We start from the raw sequence: 23179 nt of genomic DNA, 5'->3' as shown, positions 1-23179 counted from the left end.
GTGTGGTCCTTCGGTTCGGGCGTGCGCGGCACGCACATCTGATGAAGCCATCCAGCTCTCCAGCCCCTAGGCCGGCTCGACTTTGGCGGACAGCACCGCAGACCTTGGATCACCCGAGGGTTAGCTCCGCAACCCTCGATGTCCATGCAGTTCATACGAGTCCATCCCGCTTTGCGCCCGCACTGGCCTTGCACGCGACCAGCGCTCCACGCTAAGGACTCGACACCGCCTGCGGCAGCGCCAGCCTTCCGGCGTGGCCCGACGCCTCGTAAGGCCCAGGTGGGTACCCACCGTGGATAACCGGGCCAGTAGCACTCCCCTGCCCTAGCCGGGCAAACTTCCCTGAGGTGGGCTTGTTCACCCCAACGCCCGCCCCCGATCGTGGAGTTCAGGAGTGCCGGACGAGCAGACAGGACGCCCGTGATGCGGCTGATCAACCACCCGCTCGCCGCCGTACGCGACGAACACAACTGGTCGATGGACGACCTCGCGATGCGGATAAGGCGGGCAGCGCGCGCTCGCGGCCGCCGCTCGGGCGTCGACCGCAACCGGATCTGGAAGTGGGAAACAGGCGGCGTCGAGCCGTCCGAGGACTCCCAGTACCTGATCGCCGATGTGCTCGGCATCCCGCACGCGGAAGTCGAGCGACTGGGCTGGCCCTGGTGGCTGCCCGTCCACGCACAGCCCAGGCCCTTCACCACCACCGACAGCCACGCCGTCCTCCTGGAGACCTACGTGCCGCACGACCGCCGCGCCTTCCTCATCTACTCCGGCGCCGCACTCGTCGCCCTGGCCCAGCACTGGACCCACGCCACCCCGGCCCAGGCCGTAAGCCTCGACACCGCGCTCGACGGCGGCCGCCTCGACGAGGACCTCCTGAACTGGCTGGAACAAAGGACCGACGAACTTCGCGCCATGAGCGCGCACCACCAGAAAGTCGCCGCGCTGCTGATCGAGGCCCACCGCAGCGCCGTGCACGAGCTCCTCGACAACGCCCGCTACGACCAGCCCACCGAGATCCGCCTCCACTCCATGGCAGCACAGCTCGGACAGAGCGCCGGCTGGAACGAATTCGACAACGGCCACCACGGCCTCGCACAAGCACGCTGGCACACCGCCGTACACGCCGCCTACCTCGCCGGCGACCGCGACCTCGGCGCCGGCATCCTCGCCGACCTCGCCTACCAGGCAACATGGCGGGCCTTCCCGAGCGAGGCCGTCGACATCCTCGCATTCGCCCGCTCCCGCACCCACTCCCCCGCCGCCCGCGCCCTCCTTCACGTGCGCACCGCCCGCGCACTGGCCGTCCTCGGCGACCGCACCGGAACCCACCGCGCCCTCACGTCCGCCACCCGCGAACTCGACCACGCCCAGCCCGACACGACACCCACCTGGGTGTCCTGGATGTCCCCCGCCGACCTCGAAGCAGACGCCGGCCGCTGCCACCTCGACCTCGGCCAGCCCGCCACCGCGGCCGCCGCAATCGACAACGGACTCGACCTCCTCAACGACGAACGCGACCGCACCCGCGCTGTGTTCACCGTCTACCGCGCCGACGCCGCCCTCGCCGCCCACGACATCCCCCAGGCCGCCGCCCACGCCCGCACCGCGCTCGACACCGCTCGGGCCACCAAAGCAAATCGCTGTCTCGAACTGGGCACCGCACTCCTGGGACGGCTCCAGCAGCACCGCCACCATCCCGCTGTGCGTGAACTCGTCGAGTACGCGGGCGTATAAGGCCTCATCGCTGAGGTCTACAGCTGAGGAGGGCGCGGCACTGTCCATCTGGATGCAGCGGCCGCGTGGCCGCCACCCTCGTGCCGGCGGGCTGGGCAGGGCGCGAGGTGCCCTAGGTGTGCTGTCTTGGGACGTTGGTTACACGAAGTCCTGGAACGAGAGTTGCTGCGGGATATCGCCGGGCGGTTCGGGCAGCTGATCGAAGACGAGTCTGTAGTCGCTCCCAGCGACGCGTCGCCCTCGCTGAATTCGTGAACTACTACAACCACGACCGGCCACACGCCGCACTCGGCGGCCCGTTCATGTTCGGACATGTAGTCGCGGACATACGCCCACTCGCGGGCGAGCGTCCCGTTGTAGCGCTCGACCTTCCCGTTCGTGCGCGGGGTGTAGGGCCTGGTGCGCTTATGTTTCGTGCCGGTCGCGGAGAGCGCGTTCCGGCGGGGCCCGCTCAGTCCTCGACCTGGCCGACGAAGGTTGACGGGCGTGGCGATCAAGGCGGCGAGAGAGCCGGACGGGGCCTAGCGGCCTCCTAAGCTCGTCAGGCCGCCGCAGCGTCAGGCTCGGAGTGACGCACCGCTCGAGCATGCCGCTCCAACGTCGCCGCCCCACTCACCACGCCGCCCCTTTCGGCGGCGTGCGGCGCGACGGCCCCGCACGGCGCGCAACTAGATCCGGCGCAGTAGACCCCGCACCCGTCCGCCCGCCCCGCCCTCCCCCTTCATTCCCTGGGCTTCTGGCGTGCGGAGGGTGCGTGAGAGGGGTTGTCAGAGGCCGCACCGGGCTAGAAGAGGGGCCCTGACCTGCTGGAATCGTTGGAATGGGCGAGACCCGTACCGGCAGATAGTGGAACAGATCAGCTGACAGATTGCAGGACAGATGTTCCTACAGAGGGTGTGCGCGATGCTGTGGTGAGGACTTACCGCGGTCGCATGCGTGAGCTCGTGACGTCATGAACTGCGGATCACCCTGACCTACACACCTGACGGGCCTCTCCGTCCATGTCCGCAGCGAGCATGCCCGCGAGGCCCGGATCGGCAGCTACGGCAGCACTCCAGGCTCCCGGATCACACTGGCCGAGCAGGCTGCGGACGAGTCGTGGATCGAACTCAAGGCGTGGCCTGACAGCGCGGCGCAGCTGCCGTCAACTCAGGCGCCGCTCCGGGCCTTTGTCTTCACATCCTGCTCGGCTTCATGCCGAGGAACGCCTTGCTCCTTCGCGTACTCCGTGACCGCGGCCTGCGTGTCCCGGGCCAGGTCCCGCCAGTCGCGCCATGCCGTGTCGTACGTCGCCGTCTGTGTTTCAGCCCAGCCCCCCGCGGTTGGCGGGCCGTACTCGTCACGTAGGCGCAGGACCTCGCGGTGCGCAGCATTCGCCGCCTGCTGTCTCTCAACCAGTTCATCGAAGGTGTGTGCCACGAGCGGATCTTAGGACCCTGCCGTGACGATCCGACTTACCGCTCGCACGGGTGACACGAATGCCGCGCACGGCACGTCGCCCGCCCCAGGCTCGCTACGAAGATCACAACCTGTTCGCGATCTTCGAGGAGTCCCGTGCGAACCTTCGCCCGCGCCGCCACCGTGCTTACCGCCATCACCACGCTCGCGATCCCCACCGCCACCGCCCAGGCCGCCGCGCCCGGCCCGTTCGGCAGCCCCGGTGACGTCATCACCACCCCGCTCCAGTACGCCCTCAAGGCGCTCCCAGTCAGGGACGAAGACCGCACCGGCTACCAGCGCAGCAGTTTCAAGCACTGGATCGACGCGGACAAAGACGGCTGCAACACGAGGGCCGAGGTACTTAAGGCCGAGGCGTTCATGACTCCGGAACAAGGCCCGAAGTGCAAGTTGACCGGCGGGCGCTGGTACTCCGAGTACGACGACCAGTACATCGACGGTGCGAGCGGCCTCGACGTAGACCACCGAGTTCCGCTCGCCGAGGCGTGGGACTCCGGCGCCTCGGATTGGACCGCGGCCGAACGCCAGGCGTACGCCAACGACTTGGGCGACGACCGGGCACTGATTGCCGTGTCGGCGAAGTCGAATCGAAGCAAGGCCGACCAGGACCCGTCGACGTGGATGCCGCCGGCCGAGGGTGACCGCTGCGAGTACGTGCGGGACTGGGTCGTGGTGAAGGTGAGGTGGCAGTTGGCGATCGACCCGTCGGAGGCGGCGGCACTCGCGGAGAACGCGACCCGATGCCCGAACGCTCCAGTGAAGGTGACACTCGCCAGGTAGCCCCTCCCACAGTCCAGAGGCCCCTGCCTCAACCCGTGAGACAGGGGCTCGGATCGTCGTGACAGGACCCTGGGACGTGATGTTCCCGGTGATGGTCATTGAGGTGGTGTCGGTCGTGACATATCCAGGCCGGTCACTGGCCTCGATCCCCCCGCAGACCAGCATCAGTGAGACCAGATCTTGGGCACTTTGCTGTTCTTCAAGGCATACAAGACTGCGGCGTCATTATTCGCATCACGCCGGGGTGCGGTTCACGGATCTGTCCCCATGTCCCAGCTCGCCTCACAGATTCGCTGTCACCTGGGAAGCGACGCCTCAACGTCCTAGGCGTATCAGACATTCAGGGCATGTCCCGCTCCCAGCTCTCAGGTATGTCCCAGCATCTCGAGAGGCACTGGGACATCCGTTAGGTAGCGGAAGGTGATCTCACAGACTTTCAGCAGCAGCGTTGTCCAACGACATCAACACTCCCACGGGGCACCGCATCATCACAGACACCGGCATCCGAGCCGAGGTCACGGGACCGGAAGCCAGCTGCGAACGAGGTAGTCGACCTTGGCGGTGTGGTGGCCAGTGGCGGCAGCGACGGTCGCGAGCGGGTAGCCCAGTGCGTGGTGCAGGACGACCGCGTCGTACTGCGGGCCCGAGTCGGTGTGCAGCGCGAGGGGGCGAGTGCGGCTGCCGGTGCAGGCCACAACCTGCCCCCAGGCGTAGGAGGCCGGGCTGCGACGGCTGACGACGTAGGGCCAGTTGGTGACGAGGTGCCCGAGCGCGGAGGCGACGGCCTGCTGCGCCGTATCCGGGTCGAGGTGTGCTCGGGCGTAGCCGAGGTAGCAGGCGTGGTGCAGTGCGCAAAGGGCCTCGAAGGCGGGCGGCAGCGCGACCCGTACCGGCAACGGCGGTTCCGCCAGCGCGGGTTGGGCCGCGCTCCGGCACGGTGGCCGTGGGGCAGCCGGCCGGATCGTGCGTAACACTGCTGCCGTGGTCACCCGAAGGCCTCGGCGAGCAGCGGTGACATGCCGTTGGCCCGGCCCGGGGCGGGCGTGGTCTCCCCGGCGGCGGGGCGGGCCGCCCTCCACAGCGGGCGGATGGTCTCGGGCTGGCCGTGGAGGGCGTTGACGAGGCGGCCGACGCTGTACCAGTCGGGGATGTGGGAGCCGTCCAGGACGGAGCGGATCTCGTCGGCCGTCAGGGCGTTGTCGGTGCGCGCGCTGATGAGGCCGAAGCTGGGGTTGGCGTCAGCCAGGAGCAGGCCGCGCAGCGCCGCGGAGAGGCTGGTGGGCTCGGCGGGGCGCAGGCCGCGCGCGGCGTTCCACAGGGGCCGCAGGTCGTCCGGGTCGGCGTCGCAGGCGAGAGCCATGAGCCGGGTGACCTTCCATGAGGGTAGGCGCTGCCCGGCGAGGACCCGGGAGATGTAGGAGGCGGACACGCCTGCTTCCTTGCCGAGGCTGCGCAGTGTCTTGCCGCTGGTGCGGTGGAGTTGGGACAGGGCGCGGGCGAGGGTCGCATCGGCGCGGTCGCCGTGCTCGGTGTCCGTGTTGGTTGCGGTGTTGGCCGTGGCGATGATGTCGGTGCTCTCCTCGGGTTCGGCGGTGGGCGGGCTGCCCGTACTGCTGGTGGTGTCCTGGGCGGGGCCCGGGGGTGAGGCGGGGCGGGGCGGCCGCTGGTGGGTGATGGCGCGGGGGCCGGGAGGTGCGGGCGGATTGGGCGGCTGGAGGCGCTCCTGGCGCAGCCTGCGGCGGCGGGCGGTGGCCTCCACGGACCAGTCGCGGCTGACCTTGTCGGCGCTGACGTGCAGGGCGCGCGCAATGTCGGCGGCCTTCTTCTTTCGCCCGCGGGCCTGCTGGACGGCGGCCGCGGTGAGGTCGCGCAGGTCGAGGTCGAGGTCGACCATCTGCTGCAGCGCGCCCAGGGGTTCGCCGGTCTGCAGCAGGGTGACGACGGTGTGGATGCGCTGGGCGCAGTCGTCGGCGACCTGCGCGGCGTAGGCGTCGTAGTCGGCCGCCCCGGGATGGTCGGGGTGCCGCTTGCGGTAGGCGCGTCCGCAGGCGTCGGTGCAGTACTGCCGTGGCCGGCCGCGTTTGGCGGCCGGGGCGACCTTGTTGGTGCAGGCCGGGTTGGCGCACGGAACGAGTACCTGGTCCGTGGGGGTCATGGGGCGTAGTCCCTTTCGGGGGTGTGCTACCGGAAATCCGGGGTGGAATTGGGGGGTTCCGCAACTCGGAAGGGAGCGGTCCGCGCGCCTGCTGGCCATCGGTGACGGGCGGCAGGTAAAGCGCGGGGTCGGGCGGCGGGCCGGCGCGTCGCGGCGGCCCACTGCCCGTCCGCGCCTCAGTTGACGGAAAGGCGCCGGTAGCGCACGTAAGAGTGGCGCAGGGCGGCGATCAGCAACGGCAGCGAGGCCAGCGCCAGTTCGCCGGCCTCGGGGCGGAAGATGAGGACGACGCCCACGAAAGGCACCGCAATGAACGGCCCGAGCTGCATGTTGACAGCCTTGTCACGCATCTCGCGGGGTTTACCCCAGCCCCTGCGAGGGATGCTAGCTTCGGGTCCCCTCAGCCAGGCACCCCTAAGTGACTGGCTGAGTGTGTGGTCGGGAGGCACAAGCCCCTCCTTGATCAGTAGGTCCACCGGATGCGAGACAGCCCTGGTTCAGATGTGGCGTCCGGGCCGGGGCTGCTCGTGCTCGCGCCGAACGTACCGTTCACGCATCCGAGACACCATCACTACAGTCCGTTAATGGGACAGTTGCGGTTCCTACTCGTTCGCTTTCGCTAATCTGATCAGGTGTTGAACGGTATCGATCAGGTTCCCGTCGCACCCGGGCGCATATATGCGGCACGCCGCGGGCGACACGGGCGCATCAGCTCGCCGCCGCACTCCCCGCACGCACCGGCGCCCGACCGCACCACCCCGCGCACACCTGCATACGAGACACCGAACCCCAGCCCCGCCGCCTCCACATGCTCACTGCCACGGACGGGCACGATCGGTGGCACGCTGAGTGAGCGCGACCCCGACCAGCAGCACCTCGAGGCCGCGATGGCGTACGCCGTGGCCGGGAACCACCGGGGCGCATTGGCCTCACCTCGCCCTCAGTATCGCTAGCGACGGCGAGCTGTTTGGCGATCTGAACCGGGCGGAGCGCGTTGGGATCTTCGGCCAGTTCCTCGCCGAGTCCGGCAGCGGCGGCGGTCTTGCCGACCCCGCCCTTCTGGTTGCAGACAATCAGGCGACGTGCGGCTGCCCCCGCGGGTTGTTTGGTGTGGCTCCAGGTTAAATCATAAGTCATTGCAGCGTAAGACGAAATGGGTTACGGTTCTGGTGTTGGACCACAGCCATAGACCATGGCGTGGAATCGAGATATGGAGGACACTGGCGTGGTCAACCCCCCTACACGCCCGCCGAACCGTCCCCGGTCCGAGCGGCGCTCCCCGCCGAGAGGACCCCACGTGGCCCGCACCACCAAGCGAGACGTCGAACGCACCCGCGCCCACCTTGAGTTGGCTGCGTCGAAGCTCCGCGCCGGCGGTGACCCGCAGATCGCCGACACCCTCGACCAGCTGCTCGCCCCCCACGGCTACCGGATGCTCGTCGTCGACCGCGCCCGCAGCGGCGACGAGCAGAACCTCGCGATCTCCGTGGCGGAGCCGCTGCGAGCCCGTATCCAAAGCGAAGCCGAGCGGACCGGTTCCGACCTGAGCGAGGTCCTGGCCGACGGAGTACGCAGGGTCCTGGACGGCAAGTGGAACCCGCCGCACATCCCGAAGGCCCGCCGCGGCTCCAACATCCGCAAGGTCAACCTCAACGTTCCGGTCGACGCCGCGCTGCTGCAGGAACTGCGGGACAGACTCCCGGACCTCGTGGAGGGCCTGGGCTACAAGGTGACCGCACCGTCGATCGCGCTGGCCTGGCTGGTCCAGGAGTTCGGTCTTGAGAACGAGTTGAACGACTGATCCGGGGCGGGATGCCGGCCCCGGATCAGTGGGCCGCCCCGCACCGCGAAAACCCCATAGGAGAAACCCATGCCCCAGGGCATCCAGGCTGCCGCGAAAGCGGGCGGCCCGACCTCGCACACCCGTTTCCAGTTCGCACCCGCCACCAAGGAGCAGTCCAGGGCCCGCGTGGCGCTGGACGGCCCGTCCGGGTCGGGCAAGACATTCACCGCCCTGACCATCGCCACTGCGCTCGTTTCACGGATCGCGGTCATCGACACTGAGCGGGGCTCGGCCCGCAAGTACGCCAACGAGTTCGCGTTCGACGTCCTGGAGTTGGCCTACTACTCGCCCGACGATCTGTCGGGGGGCATGCTCGAGCAGGTCGACCACGCGGCGAAGAAGGGCTTCGGCGGGAACTCCTTCGGCGGGTGGAAGGAGGCCCGCCCCATGGAGTGCCGGATGGTCGACGTGCTGGTCGCCTATCCGGGGCACGTCATCGTCACGATGCGCGCGAAGACGGACTACGTGCTGGAGACCAACGACCGGGGCAAGCAGGTCCCGAAGAAGGTCGGCATGAAGCCGGAGCAGCGTGAGGGTCTGGAGTACGAGTTCGACATCGTCGGCTCGATGGACTGGGAGAACACCCTCGTGGTGACGAAGTCCCGAGCGCGCCCGCTGACCGGCGCCGTCGTGCGGCTCCCCGGTATCGAGTTCGGGCAGCAGATCAAGGACTGGCTGCAGGACGGCACGGCCGTCGAACCGGTCGAGGACCTCATCAGCGAGGCCCTGCGTACGGACGCCTCGTTCGAAGACCTGGGCGCGCTCATGGCGAGGGTCCGGGCCCGCCGGCTGGAAGGCGCACCGCTGCTCGACTCGAACGGCGCCGCGACCACCCTCGGCCCGTACATCCAGGAGCGCGGCAAGGAAATCCGCCGCGCGGCCGCCAACACCGAAGGGAGCGCCGCCTGATGTCCGGGGAGCGGGGGCACGGGTACGCGCGGTACCGGCTGGACGGCTGCCGCTGCTACGTCTGCGGGTTCGCGCGTAGTGGGTACGACGAGAACCGCGCCAAGGCCATCATCGCGGGGACGTGGCGGCCCTGGGTCGACGCCGAGCCGGTCCGCGTCCACGTGCGCACGCTGCAGTCCTGCGGCATGGGCCTGCGGGCCATCGCCTCCGCTTCGGGGGTGGACCGCAAGCGGCTCCAGGCCCTGCTCGTCGGCCGCCCCGAGCGTGGAACAGGCCCTCAGGAGAAGGTGCGCCCCGCGCTCGCCGCCGCCGTGCTGGAGATCGAGCCGGTGCTGGAGAACCTGGCGTCGAACACGCTCGTGAACCCGATCGGTACACGGCGCCGGATCCAGGCGCTGGTTGCGCGCGGCTGGCCGCAGCATCACCTGGCCGTGGCTTTAGGCATGACGGCGGCCAACTTCGGCGCCATGCTGGCCCGTCCGCATGTGCTGGCGCGGCGGGCGCTCGCGGTGCAGGCCCTGTACGACGAGCGGTGGAAGCAGGACCCGCGCACCCATGGCGTCGACAACCAGGCGTACAGCCGGGCCCTCAACCACGCGTCGCGGGCTGAGTGGGCGCCGGTCGGGGCGTGGGACGACGACACCATCGACGATCCCGCTGCCACACCGTGGGCCGCCCCAGAAGGACAGACCCGGCTGAGCAGAGACGAGTTGGCGGCCGTGCGCCGCGAGGAGATCGCCCACCTCATCCAGTTCAACGTGCCGGAGTCCGATATGGCTCGCCGCCTGAAGCTGAGCGAGTCGAGCGTGCGCAACATCGTCGCGGAGCTGCGCGGCGAGACCCCTGCTGCCATCCGCCGCACGGAGCCCGGACGCAGGCTGAAGCCGTGCGGGACCCGCGCCGCGTACAAGCGGCACCGCGCGGACGGCGAGGAGCCGTGTGCCGCGTGCAAGGCGGCCAACAACCGGCAGGATCGCCGCTACCGCCTCATGGGCAGCACAAACGCCGCATGACACCCGGCGGGGCCATCTGCTGTCCGCCCCACCGGACCCGCTTCACCCCACCTCACCCGCCGTACAGGGCTACGCCCTTGCCTGAATCGAGGTCCGCCGTGAACATCCTCTTGCCGCTCGCCGCGCTGCTGCTGCTGCTGTGCGCATCGGGTTTGTATGCCGGGATCAACTGCTGTCGCACAGAAGCAGGCCGTGCTCAAGGCGCTCGCGGCGCACAGTGACCCGATCGAGGTCGCGCGGCGGCGGGCATGGATGTACAGACGGCGAACTGGCAGCGCTCGCACCTGGTGCGCCTGTTGGGCCTGCCCCGGAATGCTTCGCGCGGAGATCTGCTGGCGACGGCCGCCGACCGGGGCCTGCTGGACGGGATGAGCTGGTGGAGGAAGGCAAGGACGTTCCGGCGATCCCGCCCCCGGGCCGGCCCGCGGCATCTCCCACGCCGGCCACGACAGTGAAGCGGCGCCGCCGGGCCGCCTCGAGGGACAGCTCCACGACAGTGGGCCGCCTCCGGCCCGTGCAGCTGTCCCTGTGGGATCCGACGATCCCCTCCCCCGACAACATCGTTTCCCTCGAACCCATTTCGCACCTGGAGGCTGCCGCGTGACCACCCGCCACTCCCCCAACACCGCCACGACGGACTTGGACGCGGACGCTGCGGCGTTCAAGACGGCCCAGACGGACATGGTCCTCGGCGGTCGCGCCACGAACACCGCCGAGCATCTGCGGGGCCTCATCGTGGCCGCGCAACTCGACACGGTCGGTACGCCGCGAAAGCTGGCGCGGGACCTGTTCCCCGGCGTGGACCCGGCAGTGGTGCAGGAAATCTGGGACCGGTCCGCGGCCGTGCACTACCGGGCCGGCCAGATGGCGGGAGCGCCGCGCTTCCACCGGGACACGCTGGCTCGGCTGCAACGCCAGCTCGCGGAGGCCGGGTTCGCGGCGATGGCGGGGCAGGTGCAGCGCGCCCTGTCAATCGCAGTACAGGAGCACCCGGCTGACGGAGATTCCGACGGGCGGGTTCACTGACATGCGGTCAGTCAAGAGCGCCACACGACACGTTGGGGAAGCTCGAAGCGGATCGGCGGGGCTTCCCGGTAGGCTGCGCTATGCGCCACACGATTCACCCTTTGCGGGTGGGCCGGATGGGGCACCCCAGACACGTCAAAAGGCCCCGCTTCCACTCTCAGTGGGAGTCCTGATGTTTGCCGCATCAGGACGCGGGGCCCGCCGACACCACCCGTTGCGAACGAATGAAGGTGCCAGCTCTATGGCGAAGCGTACCCGGACACCCGGGCGATCAGACAGTGGGACCCAGCAGTCGGCCGTGAACATCACACCGGCGACGCACGTGGGCCCTGTCACCACGACCATCACCGCGCGATGAGCGGGCCGGCCGAGCAGAACTCGGCCCCTGCCGTCGACCCGACCCTGCACGCGCCCGGCGACTCCTGCGAGCACTGCGACCCAGCCGCCTTCGCGGCCGACCCGTCGACGTGCCCCGGCTGGATGAAGCACCGGACTCGGCAGGCCTACCGAGTCGAGGGCTGGGAGCAGTTCGGCGAGTGGGTGAGCATGTCGAGCGCCAAGGCCACCGTCGCCGAAGCCGAGCTGAGGATGGGCCAGTTGAAGGCCCGTTTCCCTGAGACTCCGATGCGCGTTGTCGCAGAGACGACCACGTTCCTGGTCGTGCGCACCGCACCGGGACAGACCTCACCCATTGAGGGAGATCAGATGACGTAGCGACTTCCTGAGCGGGAGGTCCTGGGCCCCTTGGCGGGGGCACTTCCTCCACCGCTGGCCGCTGGTGTTGGCGCACCGTGCGCGGCCACTTCCTACGGCTCGGTTTGGCGACCGAGCTAAGGCCCGTCTCTTCCGGTTGGCACCCGGTCGATTCGAGCGAACTACAGGTTCTCCACGAACCCCTTCACCACCAAGCCGGGCTTTGTGCTGTCCGGCCCACTTTCGAAGGCAGGTACATAGTGCAGCACGCTGCATCCCCTTGTCAGCTTCCACGCCCCCGTACGAGCGATTCGCGCCTTATATCCCCTCGCTCGGGTGATGTTGAGGGCACCGAACCCACTCACGACGCGCACACCCCAACCCCCAAAATCGAACGCACGTACGGGTACGATCGTCGCTCCGGTCGTGGAGAACGGCTCTGCGTGGACGCAGTACACCAGTGGCTGTCCTCCACGGCCGGGCGCATCGCCACCTGTGCGCACTCGTGGATGCAGGCCGTCCACTGGGTCGCCGGGTCCGGGCTGTACTGGCCGGCGCGGCAGCACGGCCCCAAGTGGGGTCCCACCACGCTGCTCATCGCCCAGGAGATCTCCAAGCTGTCCGTGTGCCGTCCCGGGATCGAGTACCTGATGCGGAAGTTGAAGCTGTCGGAGCGCACCGTCCAGTACCACCTGGGCATGCTGAGGGAGGCCGGACTGCTCGTGTACCGCGTCAAGGGCACCCGCCTGTCGGGCCAGCCGAACCAGGCCTCGGTGTTCGAGCGGGTCATCCCGGTCGAGTTCGACGAGACACTCGGCATCCGCACCAAGCTCCGCAACGAGGACGACGCCACCTACAAGCGTGTCCCGGTCGGCGCTGCCGAGGAGCACCGGAGCACGCTCGGGAAGCTGGCGAAGAAGGCCGCCCGGAAGGTCCGCCGCCGCTCCCCCAAGCGGGCTTCCAGCTCCAAGTCCCATTGCACCCCAATGCAGGGTGGTACCTCAGCGTCTTCTTCTGCGGCTAACACTTACTCCCCCCCTGAGAGCAAGCTCGCAAGCGGGGAAGCGAAGTCCCCCACCCAGAAGAAGTCCAACCGCGGGCCGAAGAAGCTGAACAAGATCGGCCGCCGCTACCAGCTCGCGAGGGAACTAATCCAGCTGGTGCCGTGGCTGAGGGGCGCGTCCGTGCCGCGGATCGCGTGGATCGTTCGCGACTGTGCTGATGCCAGTTGGACGGCCCTCGAGGTGCAGGCCATCGCCGAGCAGGAGCGCCCCATCGTCGCCGCCATGGTGCGCCGTCCGTCCGGGCTCCTCGCTGACCGTCTCGGAAGCCTGCATCTGCTGTTCACCACCTCGGAGCGCCGCCAGACCGCCGTACAGGCCTGGCAGGACTCCCGCGTCCAGGAGCAGGCCCGGCACGCCGACGCCGAGTTCAGCGACCTGGGCGAAGGACCCAAGAGCCTCGCCGCCCGGCGTGCCATGGACGAGGCGTTCGCCGCCATCCAGGACCGCCTGGCCGCCTACACCACGCCGGTGGGGGAGAGCCCGCTGGCCCTCGTTGACCTCACCCCCGACGAGATCAACGCTATGCGCGCCGACGCCATGGCCGACCCGGACCTGATCTTCTCCGCGATCGAGCTGCTCGGTGAGCGGGACGCCCGGCGCCTGTACACCAGCCGGCTCGTCGACCAGGCCCTCGCCCTCAAGTCCATCGCTGCCCGCCGCACCCTCGCCGCCGCCTTCTGAGCGCAAGGAGCCGAACATGACCAGCACGCCTCAGGCCTCCGGCGTCGACCTCGCCCGCCAGGCCCTCGCCAACTACAAAGCCACCGCGTCCAGCCCCGCCCGCGGCGCCCGAACCGACCGCAGCCTCACACGCCGCCGACTGCGCCCCGGCGACGGACGTGACCCCGTCGGCCTGGGTGCCGTCATCAAGCAGCTGGGGACCGACGCCTCCTGGAAGACGGGCATCGACGGAGGGAGCGTCATCGACAGGTGGACGGACCTGTGCCCGCAGTACGCCATGGCCGTGCAGCCCATCGCCTACGACGCCGACCGCGGCCGCCTGGACCTGCGCCCCGCCACCCAGGCCTACGCCGCGCAACTCCGCCTCCTCGGCGGACAGCTCGCCAAGCAGATCAACGACAAGATGGGCCGCGACGTCATCCGCAGCATCCGTGTCCTGCCCGTCGGAGCGCCGACCACCAGCACGATGGCCGCCCCGCAGGAGACTCCGCGGCCGGAGGCACCGGTACGTACCCGGGAGACCGCATCCCCCGGCTACCGGCACAACCTCGAGCTCGCCCTCGCCCACCGGCCCGAGCACACCCCCACCGTCCCGCTGCTCCGGGAAGCCCTCGAGCGTCAAAACGCCGTTTTGAAGAACCCGGCGAACCGGGAGCCCGCGGACGCCTTCACCGAGCTCGAGAACCTCACCGCCAAGTCCCCCGACCGCGGCGAAGCCATCCGCCGCGCCGCCATCGCCCGCAAGCATGCCGGCGGGGACACTCCCGCCCGCCGCGCCTTCGACGTCGCCTGACGGCCCGGGAGTTTTACGGCCGTAAAACCGAGCCCGCTTGAGCACGGGCAACACTCCTGCAGATCTGTAGCACCGTGAATGTCGATCACCGCACCAACAGATCGGAGCCGCCGTGGCCGAGCCAGCATCCGCCGACGACCCACGCACCCTCACCCCGAAGGAGCGCGAGGCCTGGCACCGCGCCCAGGAAGACCTCGAGCGGGCGTGGCTGGACGCCAACATCCGCGCCCTCCGCCCGTACATAACCGCCGCCTGAAAGAGAGCCCCAGATGCCGCCTGTCCCCCGCCAGCAGCCCACGACGATCGCACGGCCCGCCCGCGAACGCGTTCCGCACCAGGGCCTGTTCCAAGAGCCTGTCTACGCCGACGGCCCGTACGCCAGCGAGGACGAGGATGAGGAGTTCTTTACCGCGGTAAAGAACCCGGCCTCCCGCTGACTCGGATGCCGGGTGCGGTTCGGCCTCAGCTCTGCACTGTGCGGCAGGTTTGAGGAGGTATCAGTTACTTCGTCCGGCCAGGGCTTTACCGCGGTAAAGAATGAGGCGCCGGAAAACTAACGTGTCGGGACGTGACTTGATCTACGACGTTAGTAAGGTGTCACGCATGAGTTCTCCAGCCACCTCCGGCGACCGGGAAAAGGTCGTCTCAAAGCTGCCGGGCTGGCTCCGGCAGAACCTCAAAGTCCGCACCGCCCAGCGAGGCGTCGACATCCAGATCGCAGTCGAGGAAGGCATCAGCGCCTGGAACGCGTTGGCTGCCAGCCCGGACACGGTTGACACCGCCGGCGCCGACTCGTTCTCCACTTTCCTCCCCGACGGCCAGTGGGACACGTTCAAGACGGTCACCAAGACCCGCAGTGTGTCCCTCACTCAAGGCCTCGCGCAGGCCGTCCAGTTGTGGCTCGACACCCACCCCACCCCGGACATCGAGCGGCCCGCCATCACCCGCCGTCTGATCGTCTGCAACCAGAAGGGCGGGGTCGGCAAGACGGCCGCCACCGCCGGACTTGGTGAGGCCTTGGCCGAAGACCCCAACACGCTCCGCCCGGTCCAGATCGCCAAGCAGCTCTCCGCTGGCAGCGACGGTGAGGGCGACCCGCTCGATGTGGAGAACCTCCCGGGCCTCGGACTGAGGGTCCTGCTAGTCGACTTCGACCCCCAGTGCCACCTCACCACCCAGCTCGGTGCCGAGAAACTGCCGATGGACGGCGACAGCCTCACCAACCACATGGGCGGCTCCCCCAAGGGTGACCTGCGGGACCTCATCGTGTCCGTCGACGACGACAACTTCGGCGGGCGCCTGCACCTCCTGCCCGCCTGCAACGACGCGTTCCTGCTCGACGTGCGCCTGTCCTCGGTCCGGGCCCGGGAGGCCGCCCTCGAGCGGGCGCTCGCACCACTGGAGGCCGACTACGACGTCGTCGTCGTGGACTGCCCCCCGAGCCTTGGACTGAGCATGGACGCCGCGGCCTACTACGGCCGCCGACGCGACGGGGAAGTCCCCGGGCAGTCCGGGGTCCTCGTCGTCGTCCAGGCTGAGGACAGTTCGGCCGACGCCTACGACCTGCTCACCAACCAGATCGAGGACCTGCGCAACGACCTTGGCCTGGTCATGGACTACCTCGGCCTCGTCGTGAACCTGTACGACGCGCGCCGCGGCTACATCGCGACCTCGTCGCTCGAAGGCTGGATGGAGATAAAGGATCCGCGGGTCGTTGCCATCATCAGCGACCGCAAGGAGCAGCGCGAGGCCGTCCGCACGAAGCGGCCGCTGCTGTCGTATGCCCCCACCAGTCCGAACGCCGTGGGCATGCGGGCCCTGGCCCGGGAGATCTCGTGAGCAAGAGGGATCAGCTGGGCGCGGGCCGTTTCGGTGGCAGCAGCACGACAGGCGTCAGCGCCCGCCGCCAGGCCATGGCTGACGCCACCGGTGTCCCCACGACCGGCGCGGTCGACAGCCGGCTGCGCACCCTTCCCCTCGAGCAGCTCGTGCCGACCCGGTTCAACCCACGCCGCAACTTCGGTACGGACGACGACTTGAAGGACTTCGGCCTCAAGCTGAAGACGAAGCAGCTCCAGCCGGCCGTCGCTGTGACCCGCGAGGCCTACCTGAAGCTGTGGGAGGGCGAGGCCGACGCCGTCGGCACCCACCGGTACGTCATCGCCAACGGGGAGCGCCGCTACCGCGGCTCACAGGCCGCAGGCATGGAGACCCTCGAGGTCATCGTCGACGACACCATCGCGGAAACCAGGGCCACGTTCCTAGACGCGGTCCTGTCGGAGAACAACGACCGCGAGGACCTCGACCCAGTCGAGCAGGCCATCGGCATCCAGACGATGGTCGACCAGCTCGGAGGCAAAGCCAAGGTCGCCGAGCACTACAGCAAATCGGCAGGCTGGGTCACCCAGCAGCTGTACCTGCTCAAGCTCGCTCCCGAGCTGCAGGAGCTCGTCAGCGCGGGCGTACTACCCGTACGCGAGACCCGGCGACTGGCCAAGCTGCCAGTGGATGAACAGGCCAGTGCCTGGGAAGCGCGGCTGCGTGCCCGTGCCGATGAGGATCAGACGAAGCTCGGGCCCGCTGAGGTTCCTCACGATGGGCCTCGTCAGGAGGCACCACTCACTCCCGTCTTTACCGCGGTAAAGAATCCGGAGACGGGGTCGACTGCCCTGACCGGGCAGTCTCAGCCGCAGCCCGTCTTTACCGCGGTAAAGAACAACGGTGAGCGCCCTGCGCCCAGCACGGACATCGCCAGGCCGCCAGCGCCGACGTCGTCCCCTGCGAAGACGCCTCACGACGTCCCTGAACCCCGGACGCACAAGGAGCCGAACCTGGATGCTGAGATCTCGGCAGTTGAGGGCAACGACTTCCCCTACGACAACGGAGCCCTGAGCGCGAACCTCCTGATCCGGAAGATGGAAACGGACGAGGAGTTCTTCAAGATGGTCGACATCCTTGTCGCGACGAAGCAGCGGACGCGACCGACGGACTGAGCCCCACTGCTGCACTGGCCCCGCCTTCCCGCCTCACGGTGGGGGAGCGGGGCCCTTGTTTCGTTTCCGGTCACGGTCGGTCGAAAACAGGCGTCATGCAGGGATTTCTTCGTCACTCCTACGAGTGAATACGTGACTGCCGGGTTCCGCTTACAGGTACCTGGTCCCGACTGTTGGGGTGCCGCATGCCCCACCACGCGGGGTTTGTGGCGGCGGGGCGCCGTGACCCCCGGGCGGGATTCGCAGCCCCCGCGTCCTCCCGCGCCGCTGCAGGTCGGGCAACAGCCTTCCCGCGTGGCGGGGTTGCGGCCTACAACCCCGTCATCAGACGGACATGCCCGCCCGGCCCACGCCCCGCTACGGCAGGGGCGTTTTGCATGTCACACCCCCGTGAGCGCGGTCGTCGCTATCAGGCCCGGCCGGAACCTGACACCTTTGGCCAACGATTCGTTGTGAAAACTGGGACGGCACTACCGACTGGCTGCAGCAGCTGCGAACTGCAAGCCGTCGATCATGGGAGGCCGCATCATGGCCATAGCCGCGCTTCACCCGAGCCCGACCCCTCGCGTCGCGGAAGACCCCGTGACCTTGAAGGAGGCCGCGGCCCTCTTCGCCGAGACGGACTACCCGGTCCCCGAGTCCACCCTGCGCCGGTGGGTCAAGGAGGCGGGCATTCAGGAGGTCAGGCGGGGCCAGTACGTGGAGTATTCAGACAGCGAGATTCTCGAGCTCCACGCCCGTCGCGTGTTCGGAGACTGGCGGCGCGCCAGATGAACCCCCGTCCGCCAGGGCGGGGGTTTTTCCATGCCCGCACATCCTCATGCAACCCATTGTGCCGCAATGAGTTATGAGTTACGGTTGACCCATCAACCCCGGAGAAGGCCCCAAAGGCCCCGGGGAGAACCCCAGTTGTGAACGGGAGCCAGCCGTGGCCGTGATGACGCGCACCCAAAACCGCCCCAGCGTCGAGTACCGCGACCTCACCCCGGCCCAGCAGACCCGCCTCGACCGCGTCGTCGAACTAGCCGGCAACACCAACGACTCCGGCGAATACAACGCCCTCATGCTCGGTGTCGCCAGCCTCGACATCGCCTACGGCGGCGAAGTCCTCCACTGCACCTGCACCTGCGTCTGCCGGGCAGTCTTCGACAACGCCGACCCGACGCCCGAACCATCGAACAGTCCCAGGGGTTCAACCTGCCGATCCGCCAGTGCCCCCTGTGCGCTGACCGGCACCCGCCGCGGACCTCGACTAACCCCCAGCTCCCCGGGAGCGGCCGGACCGTGACGCCGCCGCTCCCGGGTGTCCCGCCTCGCACCTCACAGACCCGCCAGCAGGGGAGCCCGCCATGACCGCAACCCTCAGCCGCGCCGACGCCGAGCTCGCCGCCGCCACCGCAGGCCTCCGCGGACTCCCCGCCGGCCGCCTCACCACCCGCGGCGACGCCGCCCACTGGACCTTGCGCACCAGCACCGAGCCCCGCGGCGACGGCACTACCACGACCGTCCACGCCTCCGCTCTGGGCGACGAGCACATCCCCCACGAGCTCGTCAACGCCCTCGCCTGACCCCCACAGACCAGAACGGACCCACGCCATGAGCATCCAGAACCTCGCCCCCATCGGCGGCAGCTTCGCCCACGACCCCCACTACGCCAACGGCCGCGCCGACGCCTACGACGACTCCCACACCCTCACCGTCGACGAGCTCGCCGTCCGCGCCTCCCTCCACGCCGAACACGGCCACCTCGCCTTCGCCTTCGGCTACGCCGACCGCGTCCTCGAGATCCGCATGGAGCAGGCCGCCGTCACCGCCGCCGAAACCGAACTCGCCCACACCGACCAGGCCCAGGCGGTGGGGGAGCGGTGACCGGGCAGGCGGCCATCAGAGGCGCCCTCCGCCTCACCAGCAGCGCCCTCCTCCTCATCTACCAATACCGGAGCCCTCGCAGAGCCCGGCGCGATCATCCGCCGGTACACCTTCCCGGAGCCAACTCATGACCACCTCGCGGGCGATCCGCAAGATGCAGTTCGAGCGGGACGCGCTCGCTGCTGTCGGCGAGGAGGCCTCGGCATGAGTACCAAGACCGAAGCCCAGCGCGCGGCCAGCGCCCGGTGGCAGGTCCGCCGCCGCAGGCTCATCAGCTACGGCCAGTGGGAGCCGTTTGTCGACGCCGAGCCCGTGCGCGAGCACCTGCGCCAGATCAACGCCGCAGGCATGCCGTTCATGGCGATCAGCGAACGTCTGGGCCTCGCCCAGAACTCCTCCCTTCAGCACCTCATGTGGGGGCGTGGCGACTATGGCCCTGGGCGCCAAGTCCGCCGGGAGACCGCAGAACTGGTGCTGTCCTACTGGCCATCCCTCAACGACTTCCCCGACGCGGCACGGATCGACGCCACTGGCACACGCCGGCGCGTCGAGGCGCTGGCCGTGCGTGGCTGGCCGCGGCGCGTGATGGCCGAGCGGGTTGGCTGCAGGGAAGAGCACTTCCGTAAGGCGGCAGGCCGCGAGCGGGTCACCGCGCGGCTGGCCCGCAAGGTCGCCGAGATGTACGACGCTTGGTGGAACGAGGACCCGCTGGAGCACGGCATATCCCTGCACGCGGTGTCCCGGGTACAGGCGGACGCTCAGCGGGCTGGCCTTCGCTCTGCACTGGCATGGGACGACGACACGATCGACGACCCGCAGGCGGTCCCGCGCATTGACGCACCGCAGCCGGTGGCGTCGGAGGGCGAGAACTTGGTGGACCGGTGGCTACTGGGCGAGGCCGTCGTCCTCGGGGCCACGGACCGCAAGAAGGCCCTCGTGCACCTCTTCGAGTGGTCGGAACTGTCCCCTGCTCAGATCGCGGAGCGACTCGAGACGACCGAAGCCGCAGCCGAACAGGCCTGGTTCCGGCACGTCCGGGCCTGCAAGACCGAGGGCCGGCCCGCGCCGTGGCGGCGTCGCTGGGCCCTGCGCAATAAGGAACTGACGAAGAACGAGATGGGAGCGGCAGCATGAGCCTGCCGACCCCAAAGAAGCAAAGCCGCAGGCCTAACGACACCTGTGACCTCCCCGATTGTGCCGCTCCCTTCGTCGCGCGGGGGATGTGCCGCAAGCACTACATCGCTTGGTATCGAGCGACCCCGCGCGACCAGAGAGGCGTGGCCCCTGGGTTAAGCCGGCTCACCGTTGAAGAGCGGTTCTGGTTCAAGGTGGACCGCTCAGGAGGACCCACCGCGTGCTGGCCATGGAAGCCTCCGAAGGATCCCAAGGGGTACGGCGAGTTCCACATCTCGCCTGAGCGCGGAAGGGTCCGGGCGCACACGTTCGCTGTGGAACTGGCTACTGGGGAGCTATGTCCGCCCGGCAAAGAGGGGTGTCATCGATGCGACAACCCGCCGTGCTGCAATCCCAACCACGTCTACTACGGGACACGCCAGCAGAACGTGGATGACATGTGGCAGCGCGACCGTGCCCATCGTGGCAGCCGGCACAGCATGGCGCTCCTCGCCGAGGCGGCAGTCCTCAACATTCGAGAGCGCTTCGCTGCTGGTGAGAAGCGTGCGGCGCTCGCCGCCGAGTTCGGGGTTTCAGAGGGGAGCGTCTACGCCGCTCTCATTGGCCGAGCGTGGAAGCACGTCGGCGGACCCATACACATACCTGGTTCGCGCCGTAGGGCTCGGGCCGTCGAACGGAACAGGAGTGCAGCCTGATCGCTGGAGAGACCGTGATCAACCTGATCTGCAACGTCGTTGAGGACCCTGAGCTGCGTTGGACGAGCGTCGACGCCGCGGTCGTTCAACAAGCAGAAGGACGCTTGGGAAGACGGCGAGTCCTTGTTCCTCACCTGCTCGGTGTGGCGTCAGCAGGCAGAGCACTGTGCCGAGACCCTTCAGGAGGGGATGCGGGTGATGGTGCAGGGCCGGCTGAAGCAGCGGTCGCACGAGGACCGTGAGGGCGTCAAGCGGACCGTGTATGAGCCCGATGCCGAAGAAGTCGCGGTAATCCTCAAGTCCGCGACGGCGAAGGTGACGAAGGCCAGCAAGGGCGGCGGTCAGCAGGGGTACGGGCAGGCGCAGCAGCAGGCGGCGGGGTCGGGGGATCCTTGGACGTCGGCTGCGCAGCAGGCGGGGCAGGCGGGGCAGGCGGCTGGCTCGTGGGGTGCGGGTGACGACGCTCCTTTCTGACCTTGTCGCGATGGCGAGTTGAGGGGTCTGGCTTTCGGGTCAGACCCCTCACTCGTTTCCGCGTAAGGCATTGCGGCGCCATGAGTTATGGCTTAGAGTGGAGGCATCCCAACCACCCAATCCCCAGGGGGACCCGGTGTCTGTCATCTCCGAACTCACCGTCACCCGCCAGCCCGAACACGAGGACCTCGACGACCAGGAGGCGGGCACGGAGCCCCTCCCGACAGCCGCGCTGGACGCCATCGCCCGCCTTGAGCGCGCCCTGGCCGCCGCGTGAACTGCGACTGCAGCGCACAGCCCGGCGACATCGACCACGAACCCAACTGCCTCAGCCTGCAAGGCCCTTCGGACGATCCGTCCGACCACTACGGCCAGTAGGCCACCGACCGCCTCCCACGCCCCCAGGGAGGCCCCGGGCCGCGCCCCGCCCCCTCGGGGCGCGGCCCTACCCCTTCCCAACTTCCGGAGGCCCCGGCTATGGCCAAGTACGCCCGGCACGTATGGCACGCGATCCGCGGAACTGTTCTCGCCGTCCTCGGCGTGGTCGCCGCCTACTCCCTCGCGCAGGTCCTCGGCTCGGTCGGGCTGGGCCTGTTGTGGCAGGCCGGCCTCGGCCTCGCCGTCTTCACCGCCACGGTCCTCGCCACCGGCGTCGCCGTGTTCCGCATGGACGCCGAAGACGCCGTCGAGGAGACCGCCCACGCGATCCGTCGGCCTGGCACTACCTGATGGCCGCCCTCGACGCCCTGCACGACCTGTTCACCGGCGGCGACGCCGACCACGCCCACGCCTGAAAGGCGCCCTCACCCCATGACCGAGACCGCTTCCGACCTCATCCACGCCAAGGAGTACGCGCAACGCGCCTGGTACGCGTTCACCAACGACCACCGCTTCAAGGCGATCGTGCCCTCCTGGCGAGTCGGCCCCGCGGACGCTGCGCCGCGCCTGAGCGTGAAAGTCGTCGGGGCTGACGCCGCGGCCGCGCTGCGGATGTTCGCCGCCCAGAACCTGCTGATCCTTGGTCAGCCCGGCGACCAGCGGCCCGCGTTCGACTACAGCATCCCGGCCCGTACCACCTGCGTGTGGCGCAAGTACGGCGTGTGGATCGAGCTGTGGCACCCCGAGGCCGTGGCCATTGCCAGTCCTGCGCGTCCCTCGGTGCCGCGTCGTGTTCTTTCCCGCCCGTCCGGCCGGCTCCCGTTCGGCCGCCGCAACAAGACCCCGAAGGAGACCACCGCATGACCGACACCGGCAGCACCACGCCGTCCGAGGACCACGTCCGCGACCTGCACGAGTTCACACTGAACGCGCACATCCGCCTGGGCATGCGCATCGGGCGCGCCCCGACACCTGCCCGCATGTGGGCCTATGCGGCAGGGACCGGAGCGGCGTGGGCCGCGCACCGGCTCCTGGAGCGTCTCGCCGTCGTCGACCCCGACGGGGTGCAGGCGTTCGCTGCGGAGCTTGCGGAGGAGGGTGAGTTCCCGGATATGACGGATCCGTACGGGCACGCCGAACAGCTGGGCTTCCCGGCGCAGGCGTGGATCGACGCCGAGTACGCGGCGCGTGACGCGAAGCATGAGCCGGTGACGCTGCAGGACGGCACGCAGATCTGTGGGGGCTGCTCTCTGCGCGAGGGCGACACGTACGCGTACACGGTCCCGTTCCCGTGCCCTGACAACCCGGCGAACCCTGCCGAGCTCGCTGAACTGCGGCAGCTCGTGCGCGACCTGGCCCACAAGGACCCGTGCCGGATCAACAGCGACGGGGACTGCCACGAGCACTTCTGGTTCTGCTCCAACAAGCCCTGCCCGCACGGCCGTGCGCAGGCCCTCTTCCCCGACATCAAGGAGAGCTGACCC

General features: G+C 69.0%; 27 protein-coding genes and 3 pseudogenes. 24 read left to right on the top strand and 6 right to left on the bottom strand.

Annotated elements, in window-relative coordinates:
- Positions 1 to 423: 423 nt before the first annotated feature.
- Entirely contained in the window at positions 424 to 1737 is a 1314-nt protein-coding gene (locus AC07EJ_RS27380) for a helix-turn-helix domain-containing protein (protein ID WP_478885172.1), read from the top strand.
- 275 nt (positions 1738 to 2012) lie between these two features.
- On the opposite strand, the pseudogene AC07EJ_RS27375 reads toward AC07EJ_RS27380, so the two are convergent.
- Both AC07EJ_RS27375 and AC07EJ_RS27370 read right to left on the bottom strand, forming a co-directional pair.
- A pseudogene (locus tag AC07EJ_RS27375) lies at positions 2013 to 2150 on the bottom strand (integrase core domain-containing protein); the annotation flags it as partial.
- Between the two features lie 736 nt (positions 2151 to 2886).
- A complete protein-coding gene (locus AC07EJ_RS27370; RefSeq protein ID WP_478885171.1) occupies positions 2887 to 3156 on the bottom strand; it encodes a hypothetical protein in 270 nt (89 codons plus the stop codon).
- Between the two features lie 135 nt (positions 3157 to 3291).
- Between AC07EJ_RS27370 and AC07EJ_RS27365 the strand changes: the two genes are divergently transcribed.
- Entirely contained in the window at positions 3292 to 3975 is a 684-nt protein-coding gene (locus AC07EJ_RS27365; protein WP_478885170.1) for an HNH endonuclease family protein, read from the top strand.
- A gap of 515 nt (positions 3976 to 4490) precedes the next feature.
- Here AC07EJ_RS27365 and AC07EJ_RS27360 read toward each other — a convergent pair.
- The 4 genes and pseudogenes from AC07EJ_RS27360 to AC07EJ_RS27345 form a co-directional block, all read right to left on the bottom strand.
- Complete coding sequence (locus tag AC07EJ_RS27360) at positions 4491 to 4871, bottom strand: hypothetical protein (protein WP_478885169.1); 381 nt, start codon at positions 4869 to 4871, stop codon at positions 4491 to 4493.
- Positions 4872 to 4960: 89 nt separating this feature from the next.
- Complete coding sequence (locus AC07EJ_RS27355) at positions 4961 to 6130, bottom strand: helix-turn-helix domain-containing protein (protein ID WP_478885168.1); 1170 nt, start codon at positions 6128 to 6130, stop codon at positions 4961 to 4963.
- A 176-nt stretch (positions 6131 to 6306) separates the two neighbouring features.
- Entirely contained in the window at positions 6307 to 6480 is a 174-nt protein-coding gene (locus tag AC07EJ_RS27350) for a hypothetical protein (RefSeq protein ID WP_478885167.1), read from the bottom strand.
- Between the two features lie 583 nt (positions 6481 to 7063).
- Positions 7064 to 7213 (bottom strand): annotated as a pseudogene (locus AC07EJ_RS27345) (nucleotide-binding protein); the annotation flags it as partial.
- A gap of 214 nt (positions 7214 to 7427) precedes the next feature.
- Here AC07EJ_RS27345 and AC07EJ_RS27340 point away from each other — a divergent pair.
- The 22 genes and pseudogenes from AC07EJ_RS27340 to AC07EJ_RS27235 all read left to right on the top strand — a co-directional run bounded on the left by AC07EJ_RS27340 (position 7428) and on the right by AC07EJ_RS27235 (position 23176).
- Positions 7428 to 7931: a hypothetical protein gene (locus AC07EJ_RS27340; protein WP_478885166.1), complete on the top strand. Its 504-nt coding sequence runs from the start codon at positions 7428 to 7430 to the stop codon at positions 7929 to 7931.
- A gap of 69 nt (positions 7932 to 8000) precedes the next feature.
- The gene (locus tag AC07EJ_RS27335) at positions 8001 to 8882 is read left to right on the top strand and encodes an AAA family ATPase (protein WP_478885165.1); all 882 of its coding nucleotides are present in this window, start codon (positions 8001 to 8003) and stop codon (positions 8880 to 8882) included.
- On the top strand, positions 8882 to 9895 hold the full coding sequence (locus tag AC07EJ_RS27330) for a hypothetical protein (protein ID WP_478885164.1): 1014 nt from the start codon (positions 8882 to 8884) through the stop codon (positions 9893 to 9895). Before AC07EJ_RS27335 ends, AC07EJ_RS27330 begins: the two co-directional genes overlap by 1 nt.
- A 600-nt stretch (positions 9896 to 10495) precedes the next feature.
- Positions 10496 to 10921 carry a hypothetical protein gene (locus AC07EJ_RS27325; RefSeq protein WP_478885163.1) on the top strand — a complete coding sequence of 142 codons (426 nt, stop codon included), beginning with the start codon at positions 10496 to 10498 and terminating at the stop codon, positions 10919 to 10921.
- Positions 10922 to 11275: 354 nt separating this feature from the next.
- Positions 11276 to 11635: a hypothetical protein gene (locus AC07EJ_RS27320; RefSeq protein ID WP_478885162.1), complete on the top strand. Its 360-nt coding sequence runs from the start codon at positions 11276 to 11278 to the stop codon at positions 11633 to 11635.
- A gap of 422 nt (positions 11636 to 12057) precedes the next feature.
- A complete protein-coding gene (locus AC07EJ_RS27315) occupies positions 12058 to 13359 on the top strand; it encodes a helix-turn-helix domain-containing protein (protein ID WP_478885161.1) in 1302 nt (433 codons plus the stop codon).
- Positions 13360 to 13375: 16 nt separating this feature from the next.
- Positions 13376 to 14152, top strand: coding sequence for a DciA family protein (locus AC07EJ_RS27310; protein WP_478885160.1), 777 nt, complete (start codon positions 13376 to 13378; stop codon positions 14150 to 14152).
- A gap of 112 nt (positions 14153 to 14264) precedes the next feature.
- Positions 14265 to 14408 (top strand): hypothetical protein, encoded by a 144-nt coding sequence (locus AC07EJ_RS27305; RefSeq protein WP_478885159.1) that lies wholly within the window; start codon positions 14265 to 14267, stop codon positions 14406 to 14408.
- Positions 14409 to 14421: 13 nt separating this feature from the next.
- Positions 14422 to 14589: a hypothetical protein gene (locus tag AC07EJ_RS27300; protein WP_478885158.1), complete on the top strand. Its 168-nt coding sequence runs from the start codon at positions 14422 to 14424 to the stop codon at positions 14587 to 14589.
- Between the two features lie 166 nt (positions 14590 to 14755).
- The gene (locus tag AC07EJ_RS27295; RefSeq protein ID WP_478885157.1) at positions 14756 to 15991 is read left to right on the top strand and encodes a ParA family protein; all 1236 of its coding nucleotides are present in this window, start codon (positions 14756 to 14758) and stop codon (positions 15989 to 15991) included.
- Positions 15988 to 17145, top strand: coding sequence for a ParB/RepB/Spo0J family partition protein (locus tag AC07EJ_RS27290; protein ID WP_478885156.1), 1158 nt, complete (start codon positions 15988 to 15990; stop codon positions 17143 to 17145). The genes AC07EJ_RS27295 and AC07EJ_RS27290 overlap by 4 nt, the downstream gene beginning before the upstream one ends.
- Positions 17146 to 17727: 582 nt before the next feature.
- Positions 17728 to 17919: a hypothetical protein gene (locus tag AC07EJ_RS27285; RefSeq protein WP_478885155.1), complete on the top strand. Its 192-nt coding sequence runs from the start codon at positions 17728 to 17730 to the stop codon at positions 17917 to 17919.
- Positions 17920 to 18073: 154 nt separating this feature from the next.
- Positions 18074 to 18433 (top strand): hypothetical protein, encoded by a 360-nt coding sequence (locus AC07EJ_RS27280; protein ID WP_478885154.1) that lies wholly within the window; start codon positions 18074 to 18076, stop codon positions 18431 to 18433.
- 61 nt (positions 18434 to 18494) lie between these two features.
- Positions 18495 to 18713, top strand: a complete 219-nt coding sequence (locus tag AC07EJ_RS27275; RefSeq protein WP_478885153.1) for a hypothetical protein — start codon at positions 18495 to 18497, stop codon at positions 18711 to 18713.
- Between the two features lie 28 nt (positions 18714 to 18741).
- The gene (locus AC07EJ_RS27270; protein ID WP_478885152.1) at positions 18742 to 19014 is read left to right on the top strand and encodes a hypothetical protein; all 273 of its coding nucleotides are present in this window, start codon (positions 18742 to 18744) and stop codon (positions 19012 to 19014) included.
- A gap of 204 nt (positions 19015 to 19218) precedes the next feature.
- Positions 19219 to 20148 carry a hypothetical protein gene (locus AC07EJ_RS27265; RefSeq protein WP_478885151.1) on the top strand — a complete coding sequence of 310 codons (930 nt, stop codon included), beginning with the start codon at positions 19219 to 19221 and terminating at the stop codon, positions 20146 to 20148.
- A complete protein-coding gene (locus AC07EJ_RS27260; RefSeq protein ID WP_478885150.1) occupies positions 20145 to 20843 on the top strand; it encodes an HNH endonuclease in 699 nt (232 codons plus the stop codon). The genes AC07EJ_RS27265 and AC07EJ_RS27260 overlap by 4 nt, the downstream gene beginning before the upstream one ends.
- A pseudogene (gene ssb, locus AC07EJ_RS27255) lies at positions 20843 to 21317 on the top strand (single-stranded DNA-binding protein). The gene AC07EJ_RS27260 and the pseudogene ssb overlap by 1 nt, the downstream one beginning before the upstream one ends.
- A gap of 136 nt (positions 21318 to 21453) precedes the next feature.
- Positions 21454 to 21594, top strand: a complete 141-nt coding sequence (locus AC07EJ_RS27250; RefSeq protein WP_478885149.1) for a hypothetical protein — start codon at positions 21454 to 21456, stop codon at positions 21592 to 21594.
- Between the two features lie 200 nt (positions 21595 to 21794).
- A complete protein-coding gene (locus tag AC07EJ_RS27245; RefSeq protein ID WP_478885148.1) occupies positions 21795 to 22046 on the top strand; it encodes a hypothetical protein in 252 nt (83 codons plus the stop codon).
- Between the two features lie 81 nt (positions 22047 to 22127).
- Entirely contained in the window at positions 22128 to 22559 is a 432-nt protein-coding gene (locus AC07EJ_RS27240) for a hypothetical protein (protein ID WP_478885147.1), read from the top strand.
- Positions 22556 to 23176: a hypothetical protein gene (locus AC07EJ_RS27235; protein ID WP_478885146.1), complete on the top strand. Its 621-nt coding sequence runs from the start codon at positions 22556 to 22558 to the stop codon at positions 23174 to 23176. Before AC07EJ_RS27240 ends, AC07EJ_RS27235 begins: the two co-directional genes overlap by 4 nt.
- Positions 23177 to 23179: the final 3 nt, after the last annotated feature.

The organism is Streptomyces sp. NPDC045026 (assembly GCF_056432625.1).
Note: the sequence above shows the minus strand (reverse complement) of the source record. Positions and strands in the feature narration are given on the sequence as shown.

Bases quoted from the DNA above. Each gene is read 5' to 3' on its own strand.
- AC07EJ_RS27295 (WP_478885157.1), top strand. From the start codon at position 14,756: ATGAGTTCTCCAGCCACCTCCGGCGACCGGGAAAAGGTCGTCTCAAAG.
- AC07EJ_RS27320 (WP_478885162.1), top strand. From the start codon at position 11,276: ATGAGCGGGCCGGCCGAGCAGAACTCGGCCCCTGCCGTCGACCCGACC.
- AC07EJ_RS27275 (WP_478885153.1), top strand. From the start codon at position 18,495: ATGACCGCAACCCTCAGCCGCGCCGACGCCGAGCTCGCCGCCGCCACC.
- AC07EJ_RS27240 (WP_478885147.1), top strand. From the start codon at position 22,128: ATGACCGAGACCGCTTCCGACCTCATCCACGCCAAGGAGTACGCGCAA.
- AC07EJ_RS27270 (WP_478885152.1), top strand. From the start codon at position 18,742: ATGAGCATCCAGAACCTCGCCCCCATCGGCGGCAGCTTCGCCCACGAC.
- AC07EJ_RS27355 (WP_478885168.1), bottom strand. From the start codon at position 6,130: ATGACCCCCACGGACCAGGTACTCGTTCCGTGCGCCAACCCGGCCTGC.
- AC07EJ_RS27235 (WP_478885146.1), top strand. From the start codon at position 22,556: ATGACCGACACCGGCAGCACCACGCCGTCCGAGGACCACGTCCGCGAC.
- AC07EJ_RS27310 (WP_478885160.1), top strand. From the start codon at position 13,376: ATGACCAGCACGCCTCAGGCCTCCGGCGTCGACCTCGCCCGCCAGGCC.
- AC07EJ_RS27260 (WP_478885150.1), top strand. From the start codon at position 20,145: ATGAGCCTGCCGACCCCAAAGAAGCAAAGCCGCAGGCCTAACGACACC.
- AC07EJ_RS27245 (WP_478885148.1), top strand. From the start codon at position 21,795: ATGGCCAAGTACGCCCGGCACGTATGGCACGCGATCCGCGGAACTGTT.
- AC07EJ_RS27335 (WP_478885165.1), top strand. From the start codon at position 8,001: ATGCCCCAGGGCATCCAGGCTGCCGCGAAAGCGGGCGGCCCGACCTCG.
- AC07EJ_RS27300 (WP_478885158.1), top strand. From the start codon at position 14,422: ATGCCGCCTGTCCCCCGCCAGCAGCCCACGACGATCGCACGGCCCGCC.
- AC07EJ_RS27380 (WP_478885172.1), top strand. From the start codon at position 424: ATGCGGCTGATCAACCACCCGCTCGCCGCCGTACGCGACGAACACAAC.
- AC07EJ_RS27330 (WP_478885164.1), top strand. From the start codon at position 8,882: ATGTCCGGGGAGCGGGGGCACGGGTACGCGCGGTACCGGCTGGACGGC.
- AC07EJ_RS27265 (WP_478885151.1), top strand. From the start codon at position 19,219: ATGAGTACCAAGACCGAAGCCCAGCGCGCGGCCAGCGCCCGGTGGCAG.
- AC07EJ_RS27350 (WP_478885167.1), bottom strand. From the start codon at position 6,480: ATGCGTGACAAGGCTGTCAACATGCAGCTCGGGCCGTTCATTGCGGTG.